The sequence below is a fragment of the Muricauda brasiliensis genome, from assembly GCF_003057865.1.
Classification (GTDB): Bacteria; Bacteroidota; Bacteroidia; order Flavobacteriales; family Flavobacteriaceae; genus Flagellimonas; species Flagellimonas chongwuensis.
This window is the reverse complement of record NZ_QBTW01000014.1, coordinates 82,771-105,809: the sequence shown is the minus strand read 5'-3', so window position 1 is coordinate 105,809 and position 23,039 is coordinate 82,771. Positions and strand designations below refer to the sequence as shown.

Annotated in this window: 21 protein-coding genes; 3 read left to right on the top strand and 18 right to left on the bottom strand. The window is 41.0% G+C overall.

Annotated features, from left to right (window positions below; genetic code table 11):
* Window positions 1–40: 40 nt before the first annotated feature.
* The 8 genes from DCK90_RS10865 to DCK90_RS10830 form a co-directional block, all read right to left on the bottom strand.
* The gene (locus DCK90_RS10865; RefSeq protein WP_108246231.1) at window positions 41–538 is read right to left on the bottom strand and encodes a gluconokinase; all 498 of its coding nucleotides are present in this window, start codon (window positions 536–538) and stop codon (window positions 41–43) included.
* On the bottom strand, window positions 531–1,454 hold the full coding sequence (gene miaA / locus DCK90_RS10860) for a tRNA (adenosine(37)-N6)-dimethylallyltransferase MiaA (RefSeq protein WP_108246230.1): 924 nt from the start codon (window positions 1,452–1,454) through the stop codon (window positions 531–533). Before miaA ends, DCK90_RS10865 begins: the two co-directional genes overlap by 8 nt.
* A complete protein-coding gene (locus tag DCK90_RS10855; RefSeq protein WP_108246229.1) occupies window positions 1,451–2,299 on the bottom strand; it encodes an ion transporter in 849 nt (282 codons plus the stop codon). The genes miaA and DCK90_RS10855 overlap by 4 nt, the downstream gene beginning before the upstream one ends.
* Before the next feature lie 3 nt (window positions 2,300–2,302).
* Window positions 2,303–3,619 carry an exonuclease domain-containing protein gene (locus tag DCK90_RS10850; protein WP_108246228.1) on the bottom strand — a complete coding sequence of 439 codons (1,317 nt, stop codon included), beginning with the start codon at window positions 3,617–3,619 and terminating at the stop codon, window positions 2,303–2,305.
* Window positions 3,620–3,632: 13 nt separating this feature from the next.
* Window positions 3,633–4,292, bottom strand: coding sequence for a YggS family pyridoxal phosphate-dependent enzyme (locus DCK90_RS10845; protein ID WP_108246227.1), 660 nt, complete (start codon window positions 4,290–4,292; stop codon window positions 3,633–3,635).
* A 6-nt stretch (window positions 4,293–4,298) separates the two neighbouring features.
* Window positions 4,299–5,534: a DUF1015 domain-containing protein gene (locus DCK90_RS10840; protein ID WP_108246226.1), complete on the bottom strand. Its 1,236-nt coding sequence runs from the start codon at window positions 5,532–5,534 to the stop codon at window positions 4,299–4,301.
* Between the two features lie 179 nt (window positions 5,535–5,713).
* Window positions 5,714–6,601 (bottom strand): 3-hydroxyacyl-CoA dehydrogenase family protein, encoded by an 888-nt coding sequence (locus tag DCK90_RS10835; protein ID WP_108246225.1) that lies wholly within the window; start codon window positions 6,599–6,601, stop codon window positions 5,714–5,716.
* A 52-nt stretch (window positions 6,602–6,653) separates the two neighbouring features.
* Window positions 6,654–7,619, bottom strand: coding sequence for a Gfo/Idh/MocA family protein (locus tag DCK90_RS10830; protein ID WP_108246257.1), 966 nt, complete (start codon window positions 7,617–7,619; stop codon window positions 6,654–6,656).
* A gap of 115 nt (window positions 7,620–7,734) precedes the next feature.
* On the opposite strand from DCK90_RS10830, the gene DCK90_RS10825 reads away from it, so the two are divergent.
* A complete protein-coding gene (locus DCK90_RS10825) occupies window positions 7,735–8,376 on the top strand; it encodes a protein-L-isoaspartate(D-aspartate) O-methyltransferase (protein ID WP_108246224.1) in 642 nt (213 codons plus the stop codon).
* On the opposite strand, the gene smpB is transcribed toward DCK90_RS10825, so the two are convergent.
* Complete coding sequence (gene smpB / locus DCK90_RS10820; protein WP_108246223.1) at window positions 8,373–8,834, bottom strand: SsrA-binding protein SmpB; 462 nt, start codon at window positions 8,832–8,834, stop codon at window positions 8,373–8,375. The genes DCK90_RS10825 and smpB overlap by 4 nt on opposite strands.
* Before the next feature lie 80 nt (window positions 8,835–8,914).
* Between smpB and DCK90_RS10815 the strand changes: the two genes are divergently transcribed.
* Window positions 8,915–9,652: a DUF6503 family protein gene (locus DCK90_RS10815; RefSeq protein ID WP_234414740.1), complete on the top strand. Its 738-nt coding sequence runs from the start codon at window positions 8,915–8,917 to the stop codon at window positions 9,650–9,652.
* A gap of 2 nt (window positions 9,653–9,654) precedes the next feature.
* Here the strand turns inward: DCK90_RS10815 and DCK90_RS10810 are convergent, their stop codons facing one another.
* Window positions 9,655–10,179, bottom strand: a complete 525-nt coding sequence (locus tag DCK90_RS10810; protein WP_108246221.1) for a SixA phosphatase family protein — start codon at window positions 10,177–10,179, stop codon at window positions 9,655–9,657.
* Window positions 10,180–10,252: 73 nt separating this feature from the next.
* On the opposite strand from DCK90_RS10810, the gene DCK90_RS10805 reads away from it, so the two are divergent.
* Window positions 10,253–11,686 (top strand): PorP/SprF family type IX secretion system membrane protein, encoded by a 1,434-nt coding sequence (locus DCK90_RS10805; protein WP_108246220.1) that lies wholly within the window; start codon window positions 10,253–10,255, stop codon window positions 11,684–11,686.
* Between the two features lie 90 nt (window positions 11,687–11,776).
* On the opposite strand, the gene DCK90_RS10800 is transcribed toward DCK90_RS10805, so the two are convergent.
* From DCK90_RS10800 to clpB, 8 genes are all read right to left on the bottom strand, one after another.
* Window positions 11,777–12,340 carry a hypothetical protein gene (locus DCK90_RS10800; protein WP_108246219.1) on the bottom strand — a complete coding sequence of 188 codons (564 nt, stop codon included), beginning with the start codon at window positions 12,338–12,340 and terminating at the stop codon, window positions 11,777–11,779.
* Window positions 12,341–12,344: 4 nt separating this feature from the next.
* Window positions 12,345–15,284 (bottom strand): DUF4132 domain-containing protein, encoded by a 2,940-nt coding sequence (locus tag DCK90_RS10795; protein ID WP_108246218.1) that lies wholly within the window; start codon window positions 15,282–15,284, stop codon window positions 12,345–12,347.
* Between the two features lie 241 nt (window positions 15,285–15,525).
* On the bottom strand, window positions 15,526–16,428 hold the full coding sequence (locus DCK90_RS10790) for a leucine-rich repeat domain-containing protein (protein WP_108246217.1): 903 nt from the start codon (window positions 16,426–16,428) through the stop codon (window positions 15,526–15,528).
* Window positions 16,429–16,678: 250 nt separating this feature from the next.
* On the bottom strand, window positions 16,679–17,275 hold the full coding sequence (locus DCK90_RS10785; RefSeq protein ID WP_108246216.1) for a TetR/AcrR family transcriptional regulator: 597 nt from the start codon (window positions 17,273–17,275) through the stop codon (window positions 16,679–16,681).
* Between the two features lie 117 nt (window positions 17,276–17,392).
* Window positions 17,393–18,457 (bottom strand): dipeptidase, encoded by a 1,065-nt coding sequence (locus DCK90_RS10780; protein WP_108246215.1) that lies wholly within the window; start codon window positions 18,455–18,457, stop codon window positions 17,393–17,395.
* A 12-nt stretch (window positions 18,458–18,469) separates the two neighbouring features.
* Window positions 18,470–18,937: a RidA family protein gene (locus tag DCK90_RS10775; protein ID WP_108246214.1), complete on the bottom strand. Its 468-nt coding sequence runs from the start codon at window positions 18,935–18,937 to the stop codon at window positions 18,470–18,472.
* Between the two features lie 11 nt (window positions 18,938–18,948).
* Window positions 18,949–20,262 (bottom strand): gluconate:H+ symporter, encoded by a 1,314-nt coding sequence (locus DCK90_RS10770; RefSeq protein ID WP_108246213.1) that lies wholly within the window; start codon window positions 20,260–20,262, stop codon window positions 18,949–18,951.
* A gap of 158 nt (window positions 20,263–20,420) precedes the next feature.
* Window positions 20,421–23,021 carry an ATP-dependent chaperone ClpB gene (gene clpB, locus DCK90_RS10765; protein WP_108246212.1) on the bottom strand — a complete coding sequence of 867 codons (2,601 nt, stop codon included), beginning with the start codon at window positions 23,019–23,021 and terminating at the stop codon, window positions 20,421–20,423.
* Window positions 23,022–23,039: the final 18 nt, after the last annotated feature.

The following is a 23,039-nucleotide window of genomic DNA, read 5'->3' as shown; positions in this document are numbered from 1 at the left end:
TTAAAGGCGGCTTTTTTTCTGCCGAAAATTCGGGGGATTTTTAATCGTTTAGTTTTTTAATGATGCTTTTCACAACCTTGGCAGGAGTTTCATCTATGGAAACCGTTATTGCCTTGGAAGGAGGTTCCAGCGTGTCAAATTGGGATTTCAACAAGTTCAAGGGCATAAAATGTCCTTTCCTTTGCTCCAATCGCGACTTTATCAATTCAAAGGAACCATCTAAATATACAAATTCCATACAATTCCCCATCCCTGCCCTTAGAAGGCTTCTATAGTTCTTTCTTAAAGCAGAGCAGGCAATGATTGCACCTTTGTTCTTGTGTTCTATAGCCAATTTGTTTAGGGCGACCAACCATCCTTTCCGGTCTTCATCATTCAACGGAGATCCAGCGCTCATTTTTTTAACGTTCGCTTCAGGGTGAAAGTCATCACCATCAAAAAAGGGTCTTGAGAGCTCTTTGGAAAGTCGTTTTCCAATTTCGGTCTTACCGGAACCACTCACTCCCATAACAATTAGTACAGTTTTACCGTTAGGCATAAAGGTTGGTTTTAAGTCGGTCTGTAACCATTCTAAGTACTTCTTCTGGTTCAGCATTATAAGGTACCCACAAAATGGTTTCGTTCTTTCGCAGCCAAGTCAGTTGCCGTTTTGCAAATCGTCTTGTATTTTTTTTGATTTCCGAAATGGCAAATTCCAAAGTGCAATTACCCTCAATATATTCAAAAAGTTCCTTGTAACCAACTGTTTGTAATGCGTTCAAGTCCTTATTTGCATAAAGGTTTTCAGCTTCTTTCAAGAGACCGGCCTCCATCATAAGATCCACTCGCGTATTTATGCGTTCGTAGATGGTTTCCCTAGAAGCATCAACCCCTATATAAAAAGACTTGAATGGCCTTGCTGCCCTTGGTTTGTCCAGAAAGGAGGAAAACGGTTTGCCGGATGCTATGCAGACTTCCAAGGCCCTTATCAACCTATGGGGATTTTCCAGGTCCACACTTTTGTAATAGTCCGGGTCTTTTTGTTTTAATTCTTTTTGAAGACTTTGTAAGCCTTCATTTTCTAATTGTTGGTTTAATCTGGAGCGTATCTCGGGGTCAACCTCTGGGAATTCATCAAGGCCCGATATAACAGCGTCCACATATAGACCGCTACCGCCGACCATAACCACCATATCTTTTTTTTGGAACAAACCATCTAGCAGGGAAAGTGCTTCCTTCTCAAAGTCACCCACAGAATAAGGCTCAAAAATACTTTTATGCTGAATAAAATGATGGGGAACGGCTTCTAACTCATCTTTTGAGGGAACCGCAGTTCCAATTTCCATTTCCTTGAAAAACTGTCGGGAATCTGCGGAAATAATCTCGGTGTTGAAGTGTTTCGCCAGTTGGATTCCCAGAGCGGTCTTTCCAATGCCCGTGGGGCCAACCACTGCAAGTAATATTTTTTCGCTCATAATGGGTGTCCGCAATTATAACAATGGGTGGCATCATCCCTGTGACCTTCGACCGAGCAGTTGGGACAGGATTGGGTGTTAACATGGACCACATATCCGTTGTCGTCTTCAACTTCACTATGCTTGTTCCTTGCAAATTCCGCCGTAACTATACCTGTAGGCACTGCTATTATTCCATAACCCAAGATCATGATCACGGTTGCCAAGAACTGTCCTAAATTACTCTGTGGAGCAATATCACCATAACCTACCGTGGTAAGCGTAACAATGGTCCAATAAATACTTTTTGGAATACTGGTAAACCCGGATTCGTCCCCTTCAACTATATACATTATGGTTCCAAGGATTACGGAAAGGATAAGAACCACGTAAATGAAAACCGCAATTTTGGTTCGACTTGCTTTTAGAGCAGATTGTAGTTGTGAGGCTTCGCCCATGAACTTTACAAGCTTTAAAATCCTAAAAATTCTTAGCAGACGAAACGCTCGTACAGCCAACAATACTTGAGATCCTGCTAAAATATAGGAGAGGTAGAGGGGAATGGTGGACAAGAAATCAATGATTCCATAAAAGCTAAACACATATTTTAATGGCTTTTTAATACTGATCAATCTCGCAATGTACTCCAAGGTAAAAAAGATGGTCACGATCCACTCTAGGGTAAGCAGTGTTTTATGGTAATGCTCATCAAAGCCATCGATACTTTCCAACATGACCAAAATAACACTGATGATGATCAGGATAAAAAGAACAATATCAAAAAACTTGCCCGATGGGGTGTCCGCTTCATAAATCACTTCATGAAGTTTACTTTTCCATTTGGCTTGTGGTTTGTATTCTTTCAATGATCAGGATGTTAATGGTATGGTTTTTAACCTATTGTTTTTTCTTAAAAATGTTTCAATGATAAAGGTTGTATTTTCGTCGCTCCGCATTGGGGTCATTATGGATTCTAAGATATGAATATTATTGATTTGATGGTTGAGTTCCACAAAGCCAAAACCCTGAAGCTTACCATTTTTTACTAAGATAAAACTGCGTTCTCCCGTTTGCCTGCCTTGATCTGTCAGGGCCACATTTTTCTCTTGTATACTGTACTTTTCAAAAGCAGAAAGCACTTTGTTGTTACAGTTTGATGCTTCCTCCGGCTCTTCAGGACCTAATCCCAAAGAGCATGGACAAAGTTCAAACTCTTCTGATATTTTGTCCAAGAAACTTTTAGCAGATTGCATTCCGTTAAAGGCCATTTTTTTGTATTCAAGTGTACGGTCCTTTTCAACCTTTAAAATGATATGGTCGCCCCCATTTTGATTAAAATCTATGGTATGGGTAAAGAGTTTCTTTTTGGAAATATGGTTATACCTTGGCTTGTTCTTTTTTTGTTCCACATATGCCTTTAAAATAGCGATAAGCTCGCTTCCTGTGGTCTGGTAGGTTACTTTCTTCGTTTCCTTTTGAAGTTTTCGTGCAATTTTACCAACGTTGGTAAAATGTTGGTTCACCCTCTTTCTGATATTCTTGGTCTTGCCCAAAAAGATGATTTCCCCGTCTTTGTCGTGCATGTAGTAAACACCTGTTTCCGAAGGTAGGTTAAAAACCATGTCTAACTGGTTCGGTGAGAGTTCTCCATGGGTCTCTTCACGGATGACTTCGGTAATAATTTTCTTGCCCGAGTCCTTGTCCAATAATAATTTAAAGAGTTTTAATGTCGCCAGTGCATCCCCATTGGCACGGTGCCTATCGCTCATGGGAATCCCCAATGAGCGCGCCAATTTTCCTAAACTATGCGATTCGGCCTCTGGAATCAATTGTTTGGACAAATCTACCGTACAAAGTGTCTTGCGTTGAAAATCATACCCTAAACGTCTAAACTCCGTTCTGAGAATTCTATAGTCGAATTGTGCATTGTGTGCTACCAAAACGGCACCTTCGGTAATTTCCACAATACGTTTGGCTACTTCATGAAATTTGGGTGCCGAACGCAACATTTTATTATTAATGCCCGTAAGTTTGGCTACAAAGGGTTGTATTTCCCGTTCTGGATTGATTAAACAGATGAATTTGTCTACCACCTGATGCCCATCAAACCTGTGGATGGCGATTTCGGTGATGCCTTCCTCATTGTATTTTCCTCCCGTGCTTTCAATGTCAAGTATCGCGTACATGGAAAATTACTGGTTATGTATAGTTTCTAGCCCCAAATATACTGCTTCCAATCCGGACCATGGTGCTACCTTCCTCAATGGCTAGCCTGTAATCGCCACTCATGCCCATGGAAAGGATGGTAATGTCGTTTAGTTTTGTTTTAAGGTCGTCGAACATGGATTTGAGTTGGGCAAATTCTCTGCGAACCTGGCTTTCATCATCTGTAAAAGTTGCCATGCCCATCAAACCTACAATTTTGATGTTCTCCATCGTCTTAAATGCATCAGACTCGATAAGTTCCTCCAGTTCTGCTTTATCCAGACCAAATTTGGTGTCCTCTTCGGCAATATGGATTTGAAGTAAACAGGGAACAACACGGTCGTGCTTTTTTGCCTGTTTGTTGATTTCTTTCAATAGGCGGGGACTATCCACCCCGTGAATCAAGGAAACAAATTCGGCCATGTATTTGACCTTGTTCCGTTGTACGTGGCCAATCATGTGCCATTCGATGTCTTTGGGCAAGTCTTCCCATTTTTGGACCATCTCCTGCACTTTATTTTCCCCAAATATGCGTTGCCCCACTTCGTAGGCTTCCAAAATATCCTTGTTGGGCTTGGTTTTGGAAACGGCGACCAAGGTAACTCCCTCGTGGAGTTCGGATTTTATTGTATTGAGATTATCTTTTATGGACATAGTTTTCTATAATTCATAAATAGCCAGCCCACTACGGAGCTTAGGCTCAATATACGTGCTTTTTGGGGGCATTACCAAACCAGCGTCGGCAATTGCCTTGATTTCTTCAACTGTTGTGGGAACCAAGCTGAAACCCACCGCATAGCTTCCCGAATCCACCAAATCCTTCATTTGGATAAGGTTATTTTTGCCATAACCGTAGCAAATCCGCTTATCATTCCTCAGGTCTGTGATGCCCAAAATGGGCTCTAAAATGGTTTTGTACAGGATTTGGGTGTCCAACTTGCTCAAAGCATCCGTAAATTCATGGTTGGTTTGTCGGAAGTGCAAGGTGTAGAACTCTCCGCCCAAATACATGCTAAATTCATGTTTTTTGGATGGTTTGCAAAGTCCGTCCTCCCTTTTTTCTATTCTGAAATGCTCGTCCAACTGAATCAAAAACTCCTTTTTCGAATAGTCGTTCAAATCTTTGACCATTCGGTTGAACTCGAAGATTTTAATCTGTGATTCAGGAATCAAATAAGCCATAAAATAATTATAGGGCTCTTCTCCTGTGTGATTCTCATTTTCTGACATTTTTAGGTCTGCCAACAAGCTGGAAGATGCACTACGATGATGTCCATCCGCAATATAGAGTGCATTAAGGTCGCCAAAAGCTTTTTCCAGTTTTTCGATTCCTTCAGGATAGGAGATTTTCCAAAGTTTATGGTTGACCCTGTCTGTCGTGGTAAAATCGTATTCGGGTTTCCGTTCAATTTTACGCTGAAAAATCTCATCCACCAATGCATTATCCTCATAGGTCATTAGAACAGGCTCGGCATTAAAACCAACCGTATGAAGGTAATCAGCGAACAATTCTTCACGGTCTTGGATGGTATCCTCATGTTTTTTGATAACATTGTTCCGGTAATCATCTACACTACAGGCACAAAAGAACCCCAAGCTCTTAAAATCATCTTTTTCAATTTGATACAGATAAAAGCTGGGCTCTTCGTCTTTTTGAAAGATGTTTTCCTCCAAAAATTCCAAATACCGATTGTGGACCAATCCAAACCGTTCTTTCCCTTTAATGTTCTTTTCGAACTTGAACCCAGGGTTGATGATATGCAAAAAAGAGAACGGGTTATACTGCAATACCGCTTTAAGCTCCTCTTTGGAATATTCCTCGTAGGATCTTGAAGCCACAAAAAAAGCTTTATCCTTTGTGGGGCGAATGGCCTTAAAAGGCTTTACAATGGCCATGAAATTTGTTATCTAGTTAGTAGGGATACTTCCCTAATTATTTATTGTCGATATTTTATTTCCAAACACTTAGTATTCTTGGTCATTTCGAACGTAGTGAGAAATCTCATTTTAGATTTAAAATCATGAGATTCCTCATCGCTTCGCTCTGTCGGAACGACAACCAAGTTCTTTGAACCCTATTTGAATTGCGCGGAAACGTTTTCAGCTTTTCTGGATTCGGAATAATCGTAAAAACCTTCGCCCGATTTTACACCCAATTTACCAGCCATTACCATATTAACGAGTAGGGGACAGGGAGCGTATTTCGGGTTTTTGAATCCGTCGTACATCACGTTCAAAATGGAAAGGCATACATCCAACCCAATAAAATCAGCCAACTGTAGTGGTCCCATCGGGTGCGCCATGCCCAATTTCATCACGGTGTCGATTTCTTCAACGCCGGCTACGCCATTGTACAAGGTTTCGATGGATTCGTTGATCATGGGCATCAAAATACGATTGGCCACAAAACCGGGATAATCGTTTACTTCCGTAGGAGTTTTGCCCAATTTTTTGGATAGCTCCATGATGGTTTCCGTGACTTCGTCCGATGTGTTGTATCCACGGATAATTTCTACCAACTTCATAATGGGCACCGGATTCATAAAGTGCATTCCAATTACTTTTTCCGGGCGCTTGGTCACGGCACCGATTTGCGTAATGGAAATTGATGATGTGTTGGTCGCTAAAATGGTTTTGGCATCACAAACTTCATCCAAATCCTTGAAAATTTGGAGTTTGATGTCCAAGTTCTCTGTTGCGGCTTCAACTACTAAATCTGCGTCAGACACACCTTCTTTGAGATTGGTATAAGTGGTAATATTGGAAAGAGTAGCTTCTTTTTTGGCCTCATCGATAACCTCTTTAGCAATCATTCGGTCCAAATTCTTGGTGATGGTGGCAACTCCTTTGTCCAAGGATACCTGTGCAATATCCACCAAGTTGACCTTGTATCCATTTTGGGCAAAAACGTGAGCAATACCATTGCCCATGGTTCCAGCACCGATTACTGCTATTTGTTGCATAGTATATGGTTTAAAGTGTTGTCCGTTAGAACCAATTCAGTAACGACAACCATTAATTTTCAAAAGATTCAATAATCTGAAGGGCCACCCGAAGGGCATTGGTGCCTTGCTCCAAACTAACGATTGGGGTAGTATCGTTGTTGATGGCATCGGCAAACGTTTCCAACTCGTCCAAAATAGCATTGTTGACGTCTATTTCGGGGTTTTCAAAATAGATTTGCTTTTTCTTCCCTTCGGCATTTTGAAGAATCATATCAAAATCCCCTGGACTTTCCGGGGCATCCTTCATTTTTACCACTTCTACTTTTTTCTCCAAGAAATCCACCGAAATATAGGCATCACGCTGGAAGAAACGTGACTTTCGCATGTTTTTCAAAGAGATTCGGCTAGAGGTAAGGTTGGCCACACAGCCATTCTTAAACTGTATACGCGCATTGGCGATATCCGGTGATTGACTGATAACGGAGACCCCACTTGCGTTAATTTTTTCCACTTCCGAAGGCACAACGCTCAAAATGGCATCGATGTCGTGAATCATCAAGTCCAAGACTACAGGAACATCGGTTCCCCTCGGATTGAATTCCGCCAATCGGTGGGTCTCAATGAACATGGGGTTTTCGATTTTGTTTTTCACTGCCAAAAATGCCGGGTTAAAGCGCTCCACATGCCCAACTTGGCCTTTTACATTATGTTTTTTGGAAAGCTCCAATAATTCTTCCGCTTCTTCCAGCGTATTGGTGATGGGCTTTTCTATAAAGATATGCCTCCCTTTTTCGATGGCTTTTTTGGCACAATCAAAATGGGACAATGTGGGCGTTACAATATCGACCACATCTACGGCATCTATCAAATTATTGATGTTGTCAAAATGGGTGTAGCCAAATTCTGCGGCTACTTTTTTGGCATTGATTTCATCTGGATCATAAAATCCGACAAGTTCATATTTATCGGACTGGTTTAAGAGCCTAAGGTGTATTTTTCCCAAATGTCCTGCTCCGAGGACACCAACTTTTAGCATAATACCTGTTTTGGTCAAAAATACGGATATGATGCCATTTTCCATAAATTTTTGAGAGGAACTAAGGGGATATTTTTAGGGAACTTTTTAAATTCGTGCCACCAGACCAGAGACCATGAAGGATACGCTCAAACATAGGGGAATGCGCAAAAACTTGGCAGAGATTGTTGCAGCCAAGGGAGTTACGGACCAAAAGGTACTTGATGCCATAAAAACGATTCCAAGACACTTGTTTTTGGATAGTAGTTTTGAGGACCATGCGTATCAGGACAAGGCGTTCCCCATTGGGGCCGACCAGACCATTTCACAACCTTATACCGTGGCTTTTCAAACAGAATTATTGGAGGTGAAGCCGAACGCCAAAATTTTGGAAATTGGCACAGGAAGCGGGTATCAAACCGCCGTTTTAATGCATTTAAAAGCGAAAGTTTATACTATTGAACGCCAGTTGGAACTGTTCAAGACCACCAGTTTATTTTTTAATAAAATGCATTACCGCCCCAAGAAAATGATTTTTGGTGATGGTTACAAAGGATTGCCTGTAGAAGCTCCTTTTGATGGTATTATCGTAACCGCCGGGGCTCCTGAAGTGCCAAGGCCTTTAATGGCCCAGCTAAAAGTAGGGGGCAGGTTGGTGATTCCCGTAGGGACGGATGAACAAATCATGACCTTGTTTGTGCGAAAGTCTGAAAAAGAGTTTGAGAAAAAAGAATTCGGTTCGTTCCGCTTTGTGCCCTTGTTGGAAGACAAAAACTAATTGTTGAAGCTCTTTTTGATCCTTGATAGGTTACGTTTGTTGTCCCTATCCTTGATAGTTTCCCGTTTATCGTACAATTTTTTACCCTTTGCCAGACCGATGTTCATTTTGGCGAGACCTTTATCATTGATAAAAACTTTAAGTGGGACGATTGTAAGTCCGGTAGTGGCCACCTCTTTTTGAAGTTTCTTTAATTCCCGTTTGTTAAGTAACAATTTACGAACGGCTTTGGGCGCGTGGTTAAAGTGACTTGCGTGACTGTATTCATCAATCTGCATGTTCACAACAAATAGTTCACCTTTGTCATTGAACTCACAAAAGCTCTGGGAAATGGAAGCCTTGCCCAATCGTAGCGATTTTATTTCGGTACCTCCCAGAACAATGCCTGCGGTATAGGTATCCAAAATTTCGTAATCGAATCGGGCTCTTTTATTTTTTATGTTGATATTTTGTTGCATCGGGCACAAAAATATAAACTCTTTGCCAAGAAAATTGTAATGTTATGCTAGATTTTACGAATAAGTACCAAAACCAACTCATGAAAAGATTTTTTATCCCGCTGATGCTCGTTTTCGCTTTCGCATGCAAACAAGAGCCTAAAAAAGAATTGACCGTACAAGAAATAGTGGATAATTCCATAGCTGATAGTGGAGGAAAACAGTTTAATGATCACAAAGTTTCTTTTGATTTTAGGGATATGAGTTATGCTTCCGATAATGTTGGGGGGCAGCGAGTATTCACGAGAATCTCAGCATTGGATTCAACAACTATTACAGATATCAAACGCGGCGAAGAGTTTGAACGCTACATCAACGATTCCTTGGTAATGGTACATGATACCATGGCCGTGAAATATGCCAACTCCATCAATTCTGTGCATTATTTTGTGCGATTGCCTTTTGGGCTCAACGATGGAGCTGTGAATAAGGAGCTTTTGGGAAAGGAGACTATCAACAACAAAGAGTATTATAAAGTAAAAGTAACATTCGACCAGCAGGGTGGAGGGGATGATTTTGAAGACACCTATCTATATTGGTTTGATAAAGAGTCTTTTAAGCCCGATTACCTTGCCTATGATTTTCACGTGAACGGGGGTGGACAACGTTTTAGAAAGGCGTATAATGAAAGATATGTCGAAGGCATTAGATTTGTAGATTACGAAAACTACAAGCCTAAAAATGAAAATACGTCCATTTTGGATATTGGAAAGTTATACAACGAAGGTGAGCTTGAACTCTTAAGTAAAATTGAGCTCAAAAATATTGTGGTAGAATAAACCTAGTCCATTTTTAGACGAATATCGGTCGGTACCCCATCAATGATTCGTACGATGAACAGACTGGCATTGTCAGAATCGTCCATTTGATCGTACTTTTCCATTCCAAGTACTTTGTTTACAAGCATTGGTGTAGTGTTGCTATGTCCTACGACCAAAACGTTTTTACCATCATTGACCAATTTGAACTCTTCCACATCAAATGTGCTGGGATCATAGTATGTAATGTCAATATCTTTTTTTACAGAAGTTGGGGCGGCTGTCATTGAAGTGCGCTCGTAATTGGTGGAATAAATGACGTCCAAAGGAATGGCATCAAAAACTTCGGCCCAACGAATGGCCCTGTCCAACCCATCTTGATTGAGCTCTGGGTCAGCATTTTCCGGGTCGGTTCTATCTTTTTCTGCATGTCTAATAAAATAGAAGGTGGAAATAATAGGATCTTCCCCAATTTTCGTATCTTTTTTGCAGCTGACTATTCCAAAGAATATAAATGCAAGTATAATTAGAGGTTTGATGGTTCGCATGGTTCTATTCAAAATTCACGAGTGTTTTTTAGATAATTAGCCTAAAAGTAACGTTTAATTTTCATTTTCTCGTATGCCAAAATATTTGGTTTGTTTGTTTGCAATGGCAATTTACATGACAAGCTGGGGGCAAGAGCCCGTTCTGCCATCTGATTTTAGACAACATTCGTTAACACAGTTCAATGCAAGTTTATTTAATCCTACCTATGCTTTGGATTGGAACAGCCCGAACTCCTTTTCTGTTTGGACGCGCTGGCAATGGCAGACAATAGATGAAGACCCGACCACCATTTTTGCCAATTACACTCACCAGTTAAATGCCTCATCGGTAGTTTCTGCTGGGTTTTTACAGCACAACACGGGAGTTTTTCTATATACTGGAGGTAATTTGAATTTTGCCCAAGCTTTTGAATTAGGCGATGATATTCGCTTAATGGTCGGATTGAATATTTTCGCTTTTCAACAATCGGTAGCGGACGAACAGTTTTTTCAAGGGGATGAATTAGATCCAGTTTTTTTGGAGGATTACGAAGCTTTTAGGATACAATTTTCGCCGGGATTACGATTAGCGCTGAATCGGTTTAGTGTTGGAGTGGCGTTGGAGAATGCCGTTGGGTTCAATGTTTCAGGGAATAGCGGGAACATGGATAGCTTTCAGAGTGTTACAGGGACATTGAGCAACGATTTCCCTATTGCAATATCCAAAGGTCTTGGAAATAGTTTTGTGAGACCAGTTCTTTATATAAAAACCATTCCTAATGGGGATGCCCAGTACGGACTGAACGGTCTGTTTTCCACATCTAAGTTTTGGGTTCAAGGCGGCTACAATAATTTTTATGGTCCCTCGGGAGGACTGGGCATTACTATCTCAAAAGCTTTTTCAATTGGCGGACTGATGGAATTCGGAACAGATAGTTCCCTCTCCGAAGAAGAATCAACTATAGAGATTGTTGCATCTTATCAATTTGGAAGAACAAGATCAAGAGAAAAGGAGAAGGAAAATGAAGAATCCAATAGGCTTGAAGAAGATATTGAGCAACAAAGATTAGATAAAGAACAACGAGAACTGGAGGCAAGAAGGCGTATTGAACGTGAAAAAGATTCTTTGGCGGAAGTAAAACGTATCAAGGAACAATTGGAGCTTCAACAAGAAAAAGAGCGACTAGAGCTACAGCGCAAAAAAGATAGTATTGCACAATTGCAGAACCAAAAAGTGGTTGTGCAAGCCAACGAACGTTACGAAGAAGTAGAAAATGAAGATGGTCTAGAACCTGGATTTTATTTGATAGCCAATGTCTACGGCACCAAAAAGTATTTTGATAACTTTATGAAGATGCTGCGGGAGAAGGGTCTGGAGCCGAAATCTTTTTACAGAAGTTTCAATAAATACAATTATGTGTATTTGGAACGCTTCAACACCATGGAAGAGGCCAGAAAAGCCCGCGACAGTAAGTTTTTTGGCAAATACGATGAAAAACTTTGGGTTTTTAGGGTGAGGGGGGATTGATTTACTTCTTAAGCTACTGCTTACCACAAATAGTTCAAAAATGGTATGCATTTCATCTTACTGAAAGACAATTGTTGGCGAAAACAAAAATCACCACATAAAATATTCGGATGTTTTCTGCTTGTAGTCTGTGTAGACCGATTTTTGGAAGAAAACCGTCAATTGGTTATAGAAGTTGATCATTTGTTGTCCGTTTATCACCTTGGATGCGGCAATACAAAGCGCATATTCATCGTCAACCATTAATTGGATGTTCAGCATTAAATATTGGCTGTACATTCGGTTCATCATCCGCGTAAACGGAGCAATTATGTTTTCTCCTACATTTTGCACTTCCATGTCACAGGATATAACGGGACTTTTTATAAAAGGTCCGTATTCTCCCAAGGCAGTTACTTCTTTCAGGTCTTTCACGTACCTTTTTTCCTTTTGCCATAGCTGTTTTTCCTCTATGACCAAATGGTGACCAGCAGTTTTTCTTTCCTTTTTTTCTGTAGAAAATTTAAGGACAAGGCCACTTTTAAATTGTACATAAACTGCCTTTGTAACACTGTGATATCCGTTCTCCAAGCTATATTTTCCTTCATACCACACTTTATCAAAGACCTCATTGTGCAACTGGATAGTCCAATCTATTTGATCTTCTTCTCCCATCTTATTATTGTTCCAATATCGATTCTATGTCCCGCACAACCTCCGAGTACACTACCGGGGGCACTTCCCCGAAAGGTATCAATCTATGGTCGTTTTCCGTTCGTGGTTCATTTATGGTATCCGTTCCGGTATATACCGTATCCAACGGCACAAAGAACAGTTTTTCGATTTTTGCTTTTTCGCCAAACGACCCTTGTACATTGATGCCCTTCAACATAATAAAGGCTTCCAGATTATGGGCGGGAATACTTTTCTTGTAAGAAGATATATCTCCACCATCGAGTATGCTGCCCCTCCGCCAACCTAGGTCTGCTGTACGGTATTTGAAATCGGTATCGGAAACACTTCTTTTTTCATGGCTGAAATCAAATTTCGTATCACTTTTTTCTTTATCCAATACAAACACCCTTCTGTCTATTTGAGGAAAAGGGGGGGTGATTCCTTTTTCTTGCAAAATAGCGGACCATTTGTCTTTTTCCTGTGAATCTAGGCTTAAGGGATGTACCAATTTAATCAACGCTTCTTGTTCTGGTTTGAAAGTTTCACCTTCCATCGTTTGCAATTCTCCCCTCTCATCGGGCATAAAACTTTTTGTCAATTCTCCGTTTTGGTACGTTCCCCACACAAAATTTTGGGCCAAAGCAAATGACAGCGGGTTTTGAAGAAACCTTTTCTTCCATTCCTCCACAGGCCATATGTTTTGGTTGCATAATTTCTGTTCCAAATTGATAGTGGATTGTTCCAACGCTTTTTTTATGTCTTTTTTTAATGTTGCGATATGGCCTAATGTTTCTGATGTAGCCATTTTTGCGATACTCTTGGTGCACTTTCCTTCGGCATCTTCGAATATTAGGTCAAGGGATTTGTCAATACATATTTTGTATAAATCATCTCCATCCTTGATTTCCTTGGTAAGCCCATCAAAACCAAAATCAGGTACGATAGCATCCCTAAGTTCCTGTGTGAGCATACCTTTGTTGTCGGCTATCTGTTTAAAAGCGATTTGTGCCGCTTCTCTTATATTGGGATATTTTACGGTAAAATAGTTCGCTATGTTGTCCAGGGCCCTTGCAGCCCCAATTGTTTCCATAAGCCCCAACACTTGACATGCATTGGAGTTTGTTCCCGTAATTGCTTCTTCTTCCAAAAGGCCCACGACGGAATCCTCTCCAAAAATTCCCATTATAGATAGGGCAAACCGATTCTTGGCCATTATGCCGCCATTTTCCTTTATGAGTTTAAGGAGGGTGGATGATAGGCCTTTGGCGCTTTTCTTGTCAATAAGGGGATAAATATCCCGTGCCTCGGGGTCGGGGGATATGTCGTCCCACGACTTTTGCCTATAGAAAAGGTACAATAGTTCCTTATCTTCCAATTCCACTCCATTGCTCCATTTTAAAGTTGGAAATTTTGAGATGTCGATCCATTTGGCGGGTTTTCTGCTGAGTTTGCCTCTTTCATTTGCGGAGGCAATCCTTCTTTTTGCTTCCTCCAGAGTGATTTGGGTTGGTTTGGAATAAAATTTTCTGACTAACAGGTTCCGTAGATCTTCGTTTTTTTCTTTATCCATTACCACCATCAATTCGCTCCAAACCTCTTCAAAAGATAATAGCAATCTTATTCCCATTTCTCTTTTGGTGGCGTTTTCGTGGTTAAGAAGGGTTTTTGCTCTTGGAATTACGTGGTTTGGCCCAAATTTTTTGATTTCATTGCATGCCAAGAGTTTTATTTCGGGCGAATTGGATTCCAAAAGTTTCCAAACCTCTTCGTGGTAAGGGTTATAATCAATATTGGAAAGAGCATCGAACAATGAATTATAATACCTGATCTGTCCATTAAGGTTTCCCTCAAGGTTAACTTTAAAAGCTTCTCCTACAATATCCAAAGCCGCAGATCCAAAATGATTTAGGGTTATCTTTACAACATCAAGATCTAGATGTTTTGTGTTTTTTACATAATTGTGCAGTAATGGGATTGCGGATTTTCCAAAATGTTTGCATGTCCAATCAATCAGTTCCGGGATTCCATCATTTGATAATTTTCCCAGTGACCATCTAAGTTTATAATCGGGCTTTTCATTTTTTTTATTGGACAGATATTCCATTGTTTCCCCCACCAAACTAAAGGCATCGGCACCGTACTTTTCTGCTCTATTTTCCATCAGTAGCCTAGCAGCGTCTATTTTACAACCATAACATTTTGCGTCTAGATCATTTAGTGTATTTTTAAGTATTTCAGTATACTTTTCTGAATCGTATTTGCACAATACTTCATAAACTCCAAATGGTAGATGTTTGGTTCCATCGCTGTAGGTTATAATATAAAATCGAGATAGATACGGCTCAAAGTCTTTTTTGGCATGTTTTAGCATAAGTTCCACTAGTGCTTGCCTGTTGAGTGACTTATTGATGAAAAATTCGGGGTCTTTGATAAAGTTTTCCAATACATACTTGCCTAAAGAAGTGGGCTGTCCATTGGGCAAGAGTGTGGAATCTTTAACAATGCACCTTGAAAGTACAAAGCCTTTTTCAATATTATATTTTTTTAATTCGTCTAGTAGCTCCTCGAATTTAACGCTAGGATTTTCTGCACTGGTTTTTTGTAACCACTTCAAGAGGCCTTCATAAAAACCCTCTTCTAAATAATTAAAAAAATGACCTTCATGGATAAAACTGTCTTGGGATATAAAGGTAAGGATACGTTTATCCATAAAATCCCAATCGGGATAGGGCCCTAAAAGGGCAAATATTATTTCTTTGAACTTGAGACTGTCATTATGTTGGGGATCACTAGGTGGACAAACGTTAACTTCACCGGTCAAAAAGGCCATCATAGATAAATATAATGGGTTGTCTTTTCGTGTAATGGCTTTATAAAATTTTTCAAGGGCTTTCTTTCTAGTTTGGAGAGCCTTTAATTTTTCATCCTCTGTTGGGGTGTACATTAGTTATGTCTTTTCTTTTGAGGCAGTATCCACTGCCAAATGTTTTTTAAGTGCCCCCAACTACCACTTTCCTTTAATTTTCAAACAATTATCAGGAACATTTTTAAAATGATTTTCTTCTAAAATGTGAAATCTAACTCAATCGAGATTTTTAATTTTGTATAGTGTGTACATAAAAATCCATGTTTAGCGCACAATTTTGGGAACCTTTGATGAGGTATGTTTTCTTTAAAATCAATTTTTAATCGAGTAATTTTTTAAAGCTTTCGGGCACGTTCTCCACATTACGCCCAAGTATTGTCAATTCGCTCAGGTGACTCAGTTTTGCAAAAGAATGGGGCAGTGTTAGAGGTTGGTCCCCAAAATTTCCCCTAAAATCGAGCTCTAATTTTTTTAGCTTGCTGAGTCTCTCGATGGTTTCAGGTAGTTCTTTGACATTTGAAAATTTAAAACCCAATTCTTCTAGGTTTTCCAGTTCATATATAGTATCCGGGATTTGGTTTGCGTAAAATAGGTGGAGGTGTGTAAGTTTTTTTAATTGACCAATATTCTCGGGAATGATCCCATCCCCTTCGTGCCAACAACCTATGTACAATTTCTTTAGATTTTCCAGCTCCTCAATATTATCAATACTGCAAATATGGTGCACGCTCAATTCTTCAAGCTCTTTAAGTTTACTCATGCCTTCAGGCATACTTGCTTTGTAGTTATGTCTAAAGTCTATATTCAGTTTTTTTAAGTTGACTAATTGCCGCATTTCCTTAGGAAGCTCTTCAACATTGCGAAGAGTAAGTTTCTCAAGTGATGTTATTTTACAGAGTGCTTTTATTAAAACGTGCGGTGAGATATTGAGGTAATATTCAGAAGGTTGCTCGATTTGCGCTTGTTGGATTTCCCAAACGTATTCCATCGTGGAAATATCAGAAAAATCATCAATAATGGTAATTTCTTTATAGTTATCATCCATTTTCTTTTGGATTTCCTTTTTTATGTTCTTTTGGCACGTCTCTATCGAGGAAAATGATTTGGAGCCAAATCGTTCTCTTCCTAAATATTCTACCCCATAACTGGTATTGTAACTGGTTTCTTTGTCTTCAATGCTCCAGAATCTTTTGTCCGATTTCCTGTAAAAATATTTTTTCATTGTATTGGTTGTTTTTTAAGCTAGATGAATGTGCTTATAATTTTGTTCAACCAAAATATGTCAACAGATCCATATAAGGTGTGCTCAATTGACGGATGGTGGGTTTCAATTGACGGATGGCATCAACATTCCCAAATCTTTCATACATAGATTGGGTTTTTGGAAGAAAGAAGCAATCATAAAAACTGGCTTTGCCTGAAGGAGTGCAGTTTTTTAATCTTATGAAAGGGTATGTTGTAAGGGAAAAGGTTTACTTTTTAAGCTCCTGTTTCACCAAATATTCTAAATAGTTAATGGTATTGACCAAATACTTTCGGTCCTGGGTCATAGTACTCATTGCTACCGCACCTTGAACCATAGTGAATAACTGTCTGGCAAATTGTAATGGAGGAACGGGAAGTTTGATTTCGTTTTGTTTGGCACCATTTTCAAGGACTAGGGCAATTTTGCCTTCAATTTCTTTGATGGTTTCCCTAACAGCAGCTGCTAAAAGTTTATTGTTTCCTTGGGCGTCCACTCCTACGTTCAATAATGGACAACCACCCATGGGAAGGGTGAAAACGTCGTACTGCTTATAAAAATTCAAAAGTGAATATAAGTTGGACAAGGCTTCTTGCCCTGTTCCCAATTTTGCATCAATGGCTTGCAGCAGCATATTTCTATTGTGCTCAAAAGCGGACAGCGCTAGAGCTTCCTTGTTCTCAAAATTACCATAAATGGCTCCTTTGGTAAGCCCTGTGGCTTCAGTAAGGTCGCTCATGCTGGTCCCTATATAACCATGCTTGTTAAAAATAGGAGCTACGGTTTCTATAATGTAAGCGGTGGTCCTTTCTGCTTTCTTGGTCATTCTTAGGTTGCTGTTGGTCGAAACTAAGATATAAAAAATCAAATACTGTTTGGTATTTAAACTGCCGAAAGCCTGTATTTTAACATGTTTCTGCTTTTTTTTTGGTTAGGTCAATGTTTAAGACCAAACTTTTCTCAGAAAGTTGATGAAGTTCTGGTTCATTATTTTTTCAATATCCGAGCTTGTGTAACCTCTCTTCGTCAATAGATCAGGAATTTTTTGAAGGTCAGCTATGGTATCCATGTCCCACGGACTCTGTTCTTTTCCAAAGGCACCGTCCAAATCTGTTCCTAAGCCAACGTGGTCGGTGTTCCCTGCCAGTTGACAAATATGGTCGATATTATCGATTGCAATTTCCAAGGTGACATTCATTTCTTGTGGAGTGGATTTACCGCGGACCCAGTTGGGAACCATCATCCATGCATCCAAGGCGACTCCTATAACAGCATCCCTTCTAATAAGCTCTTTGATTTGCTCATCGGAAAACTGCCGATTATGGTCTACTATTTTTCTACAGTTGTTATGACTGGCCCAAACAGGTCCATTGTAGAGATTCATGGTTTCCCAAAAGCTTTTATCGCAAAGGTGGGTAGCATCCAAGATAATGTTGAGTTCCTCCACTTTTTTGAGTAAATCCCTTCCTTTTTGACCTATTCCTCCCACCGAATCCGTCCCATGAGCGTAAATTCCGGGGCCATAATGGGCAGGTCCGATGGCCCTGAGTCCTGATTCGTATGACTTTTCCAAATAATCCAGGTCTATTATGGAGTCTGCACCTTCCAAGCTTAAAATGTAACCAATTGGTTTATTGGGCTGATTACTTTTCCAAAGTTTGAGGTGGGATTCCAAGCTTTCAATGTCCTTGATTTGAACCATTTCACCTGCCGCCTCCATGGTTTTGTACCACGCAAGTTGGCCCTGTGTCTGTGCCCATGCCTGATGTTGGGAGTGCCAACCGGGAAGCGGGCTTTCTTTCTCCACAAAGCGTGCGATTTGCGTGGCCATGCAGAGGCCAATATTCCCTTCTCGCATGGCAGGCAGAGATACAGTGTTCTTACCACGATCTGGCTTATCGGACATGCCTTGTTCGCGCTCCCTTATCTCGGAAACAGAAAGTCTAAGGTCCCTGTTCCATTCAAGCGCGTTCATAGCAAGGTCGAGATGGGCATCGAATATAAACATGAAAGGGAGGTGTTATTTGTGAAGTTCAAAAATGGCTTCGATTTCAACGGCAATATTTCCAGGAAGCATCATTCCAACGGCACTTCGTGCACCAATGCCATGCTCTTTTCCAAAAACATCTGCCATTAATTCACTAAAACCATTGATTACATACGGTTGCTTGCCAAAGTCCGGCGTGCAATTCACCATTCCCAAAACTTTTACCATTCTTTTGATTTTGTCCAAACTTCCATAATGAGTTGTGATAGTGGACAGCATGGTCAATCCTACCTGACGGGCCGCTAGTTTTGCTTGTTCCTCATCGATGTCGTCTCCGGCACGCCCCGTCATAAGGGAGCCATCTAAATTCACAGGTCCTTGACCGGATACGTATAAAAAGTTGTCGACAACCAAAACAGGTCGGTAAACGCCGGCAGGTGGTGGCGCAGGAGGTAATTGGAGGTTGAGTTCCTCCATTCGTTGTGATGGTGATTTTTCCATAAATTTTATTGCTAGATTATACTATTGATCGCTAAAACGCCCAATAATCCCATTACGCCTACCAAAGTTTCCATAACGGTCCATGAAGAAAGCGTTTCTTTTACCGAAAGGTTGAAATACTCCTTAAACATCCAAAATCCGGTATCGTTGACATGTGAAAGCATTAAACTTCCCGAACCAATGGCCAAAACCATTAATTCTGGACTTGTTCCAGTACCTGATGCGAGTGGGAGTACAATACCGGCAGCGGTAAGCCCGGCTACGGTTGCCGACCCTACACTAACGCGGATGGCGGTGGCGATGAGCCAGGCCAGTACCAAAGGCGAGATACTGGAACCCTTTAAACTATCAGCGATATAGTCACTTACTTGACTATCTATTAAGACCTCTTTTAACGCCCCTGCCCCGGCAATGATCAAAAGAATCATGGTGATGCTGGAAACGGAGGCGGACAAGGAATCCATAATGGTGCTCATTTCCTTTCCTTTTGCCAATCCCAAGGAGTAAATGGCAATCAGCACAGAAATCAATAAAGCGATTACTGGATTGCCAATAAAGGCAAGTATATTTCTGAGTAATCCTTCTTCCAAAAATTGTTCGGCCGCAATGCCCACCCCAATAAAAATGATAGGGGAAAGGGCGGTCAAAATACTAACCGTTGTCGACGGTAGTTCTTCCTCGGGGATGGGTTCGGCATTGTAAAACTCTTTCAATGGCTTGGCCTCAATCTTTTTAAGAGTTCGAGCAAACAACGGTCCCGCAACAATAATGGCGGGAACGGCTACAATAAGGCCGTACATCAATGTTTTTCCTATATCTGCATTGAACATGGCGGCTATGGCCGTTGGAGCGGGGTGGGGAGGAAGGTATCCATGCGTCACTGATAATGAGGTGAGCATGGGCAATCCAACATAAAGCAATGGCAATCCAGTGGAAAAGGCAACGGTAAACACCAAGGGTATCAAAATAACAAAGCCCACGGAGTAGAACATCGGGATACCCACTATAAACCCTGTGACCACCATGGCCCATTGAACATGTTTTACACCAAACTTGGCCACCAATTGTGTCGTGATTTGTTGGGCGGCACCACTATCGGCCACCAATTTTCCCAACATGGCACCAAGTCCCAGAATTAGGACGAGAAAACCCAGCGTATTACCAATTCCCCGTTGTATGGATTGCACTAAATTACCCAATTCCATTCCTTGGAAAATACCAACAAACAGACATACAATGATAAACGAAAGAAAGGCGTTGAGTTTAAATTTTGCAATTAGCAAGAACAGCAGTAAGATACCTAGTACGGCAATGATTAATGGCATATTTAGGATATGGTTTTGAGCTAAAATAAGGATTTAAATGTAATGGCATACGAAAGTTGAGGATTTCTAAAATTTTGATCTTAAAATATGATATAAATAAAAATCCCCTCCCAAAAGGTTAGGGGAGGGGATTTTCTGACTGAAACTTATTTGTAGAATTACTCTACCAATTCATCTTGATTTCTAAATATCAATTGATCATCAAAGGAATCCAAAAGCACTATACTATCGGAGGTTATTTTTCCTGACAACAACTCTTTGGACAAGTTGTTCAATACCTCTTTCTGAATCAATCGTTTTACAGGTCGTGCACCGTATTGCGGGTCGAAACCTTTTGCAGCCAAATATGTAATGGCTTCTTCGGTGGCATCGAGGGTAATGTTCTGCTTGGCCAACATTCTTTTCAAGTTTTCCAACTGCAGTCCTACAATGTCCTTGATATCCGATTTGCTCAATGGCGCAAACATGATGATGTCATCAATACGGTTCAAGAACTCCGGCCTGATGGTCTTACGGAGCAATCCCAAAACTTCCACTCTGGCTGCTTCCGAAGCGCTTTCCACATCTACAGCATCTTCAAACTTCTCCTGAATGATGTGGCTTCCCATATTGCTCGTCATGATAATGATGGAGTTTTTGAAGTCTGCCACGCGACCTTTGTTATCGGTCAATCTACCTTCATCCAACACCTGTAAAAGAATGTTGAAGGTATCGGGGTGTGCTTTTTCAATCTCATCCAGCAAGATGACGGAATAAGGTTTACGCCTTACGGCTTCGGTCAACTGACCTCCCTCATCATAACCCACATATCCTGGAGGCGCTCCAACCAATCTACTCACGGAGTGGCGCTCTTGGTATTCGCTCATATCTATCCGTGTGATGGCATTTTCATCATCGAACAGATAGGCGGCCAAGGTTTTTGCCAACTCGGTCTTACCTACACCTGTTGTACCCAAGAATAGGAAGGAGCCAATGGGTTTTTTGGCATCTTGCAAGCCCGCTCTACTTCTTCGGATAGCGTCTGAAACCGCAATTATGGCCTCGTCTTGACCCACCACGCGTTTGTGCAATACATCTTCCAACTGCAAAAGTTTTTCCCTTTCGCTCTGCATCATTTTGTTCACTGGAATACCGGTCCATTTGGCAACCACTTCGGCAATGTCCTCATAAGTAACTTCCTCTTTGATCAAAGTGCCCGCAGTTTGCTGTTCAGCCAATTCATCTTGGAGTTTTTCCAATCGTTCTTGGGCCTCTTTTATTTTGCCGTAGCGCAATTCGGCCACTTTTCCGTAATCGCCGTTTCGTTCGGCACGTTCGGCTTCAATCTTATAGTTCTCAATATCCTCTTTTGTTTTTTGGATATTGTCCACCACGGTCTTTTCGCTTTCCCACTTGGCAAAGATTTCGTTTCGCTCTTCCTTAAGGTTGGCGAGATCTAAATTCAAGGTTTTTAATTTAGATGTATCGTTTTCCCTTTTGATAGCCTCCAACTCAATTTCCAACTGCATGATCTTGCGGTCGAGCACATCCAATTCCTCGGGTTTGGAGTTGATTTCCATGCGAAGTTTGGAAGCTGCCTCATCCATAAGGTCGATGGCCTTATCGGGCAAAAACCTGTTGGTAATGTACCGTTGAGACAGTTCCACAGCACCGATTACAGCTTCGTCCTTGATTCGAACCTTGTGATGCGCCTCATATTTTTCCTTGATTCCCCTAAGGATGGAAATAGCACTCTCGGTATCGGGTTCATCAACTAAAACCTTTTGGAACCTACGCTCCAAGGCTTTGTCCTTTTCAAAATATTTTTGGTACTCGTCCAAAGTAGTGGCACCAATAGCTCTTAATTCACCACGGGCCAAAGCAGGTTTCAGGATGTTTGCAGCATCCATGGCACCTTGTCCGCCACCTGCACCGACGAGCGTGTGAATCTCATCAATAAAGAGCACAATGTTCCCATCTGATGAGGTTACCTCTTTGATTACAGCTTTTAGACGCTCTTCGAACTCGCCCTTATATTTGGCACCTGCGATAAGTGCACCCATATCGAGGGAATAAATTACTTTATCCTTTAAGTTCTCGGGAACATCCCCTTGAATAATCCGGTGTGCCAGACCTTCGGCAATAGCGGTTTTACCCACACCGGGTTCACCTACCAACATCGGGTTGTTCTTGGTGCGTCGGGACAAAATCTGCAATACCCTACGAATTTCCTCGTCACGCCCGATTACGGGGTCCAATTTGCCACTATCGGCCATTTGGTTAAGGTTGTTCGCATATTTATCCAAGGAGTTGTAGGTCTCTTCGGCACTTTGCGAGGTTACCTTGCCGCCTTTGCGTAGTTCTTCGATGGCCGCTTTCAAATCCTTTTCGGTCACACCTTGGTCCTTTAGGATTTGGGCGATTTTACTCTTGGATTTGAAAATAGCGAGTAGCAAATGCTCAACGGAAACATATTCATCGCCCATGTTTTTGGCCACGATGCTCGCTTCGTTGACAGTTTTTCCAGCTTCTCTAGAAAGCATGATATCACCTCCAGATACTTTTGAAAAGCTCTGGAGTTCCTTGTCCAATATTTGGTTGAGGAGGTTGGTGTTGACGTTCAGTTTCTTCAATATGAAAGGCAACACGTTTTCATCGACCTCGCCAATGGCCTTGAACAAGTGTTCGTTCTCGATTTGTTGATGCCCAAATTCTTGGGCCAACTGCTGGGCCCTTTGAATGGCTTCCTGTGATTTTATGGTAAAATTATTAAAGTTCATAGTCGTTGTTTTCCTCTG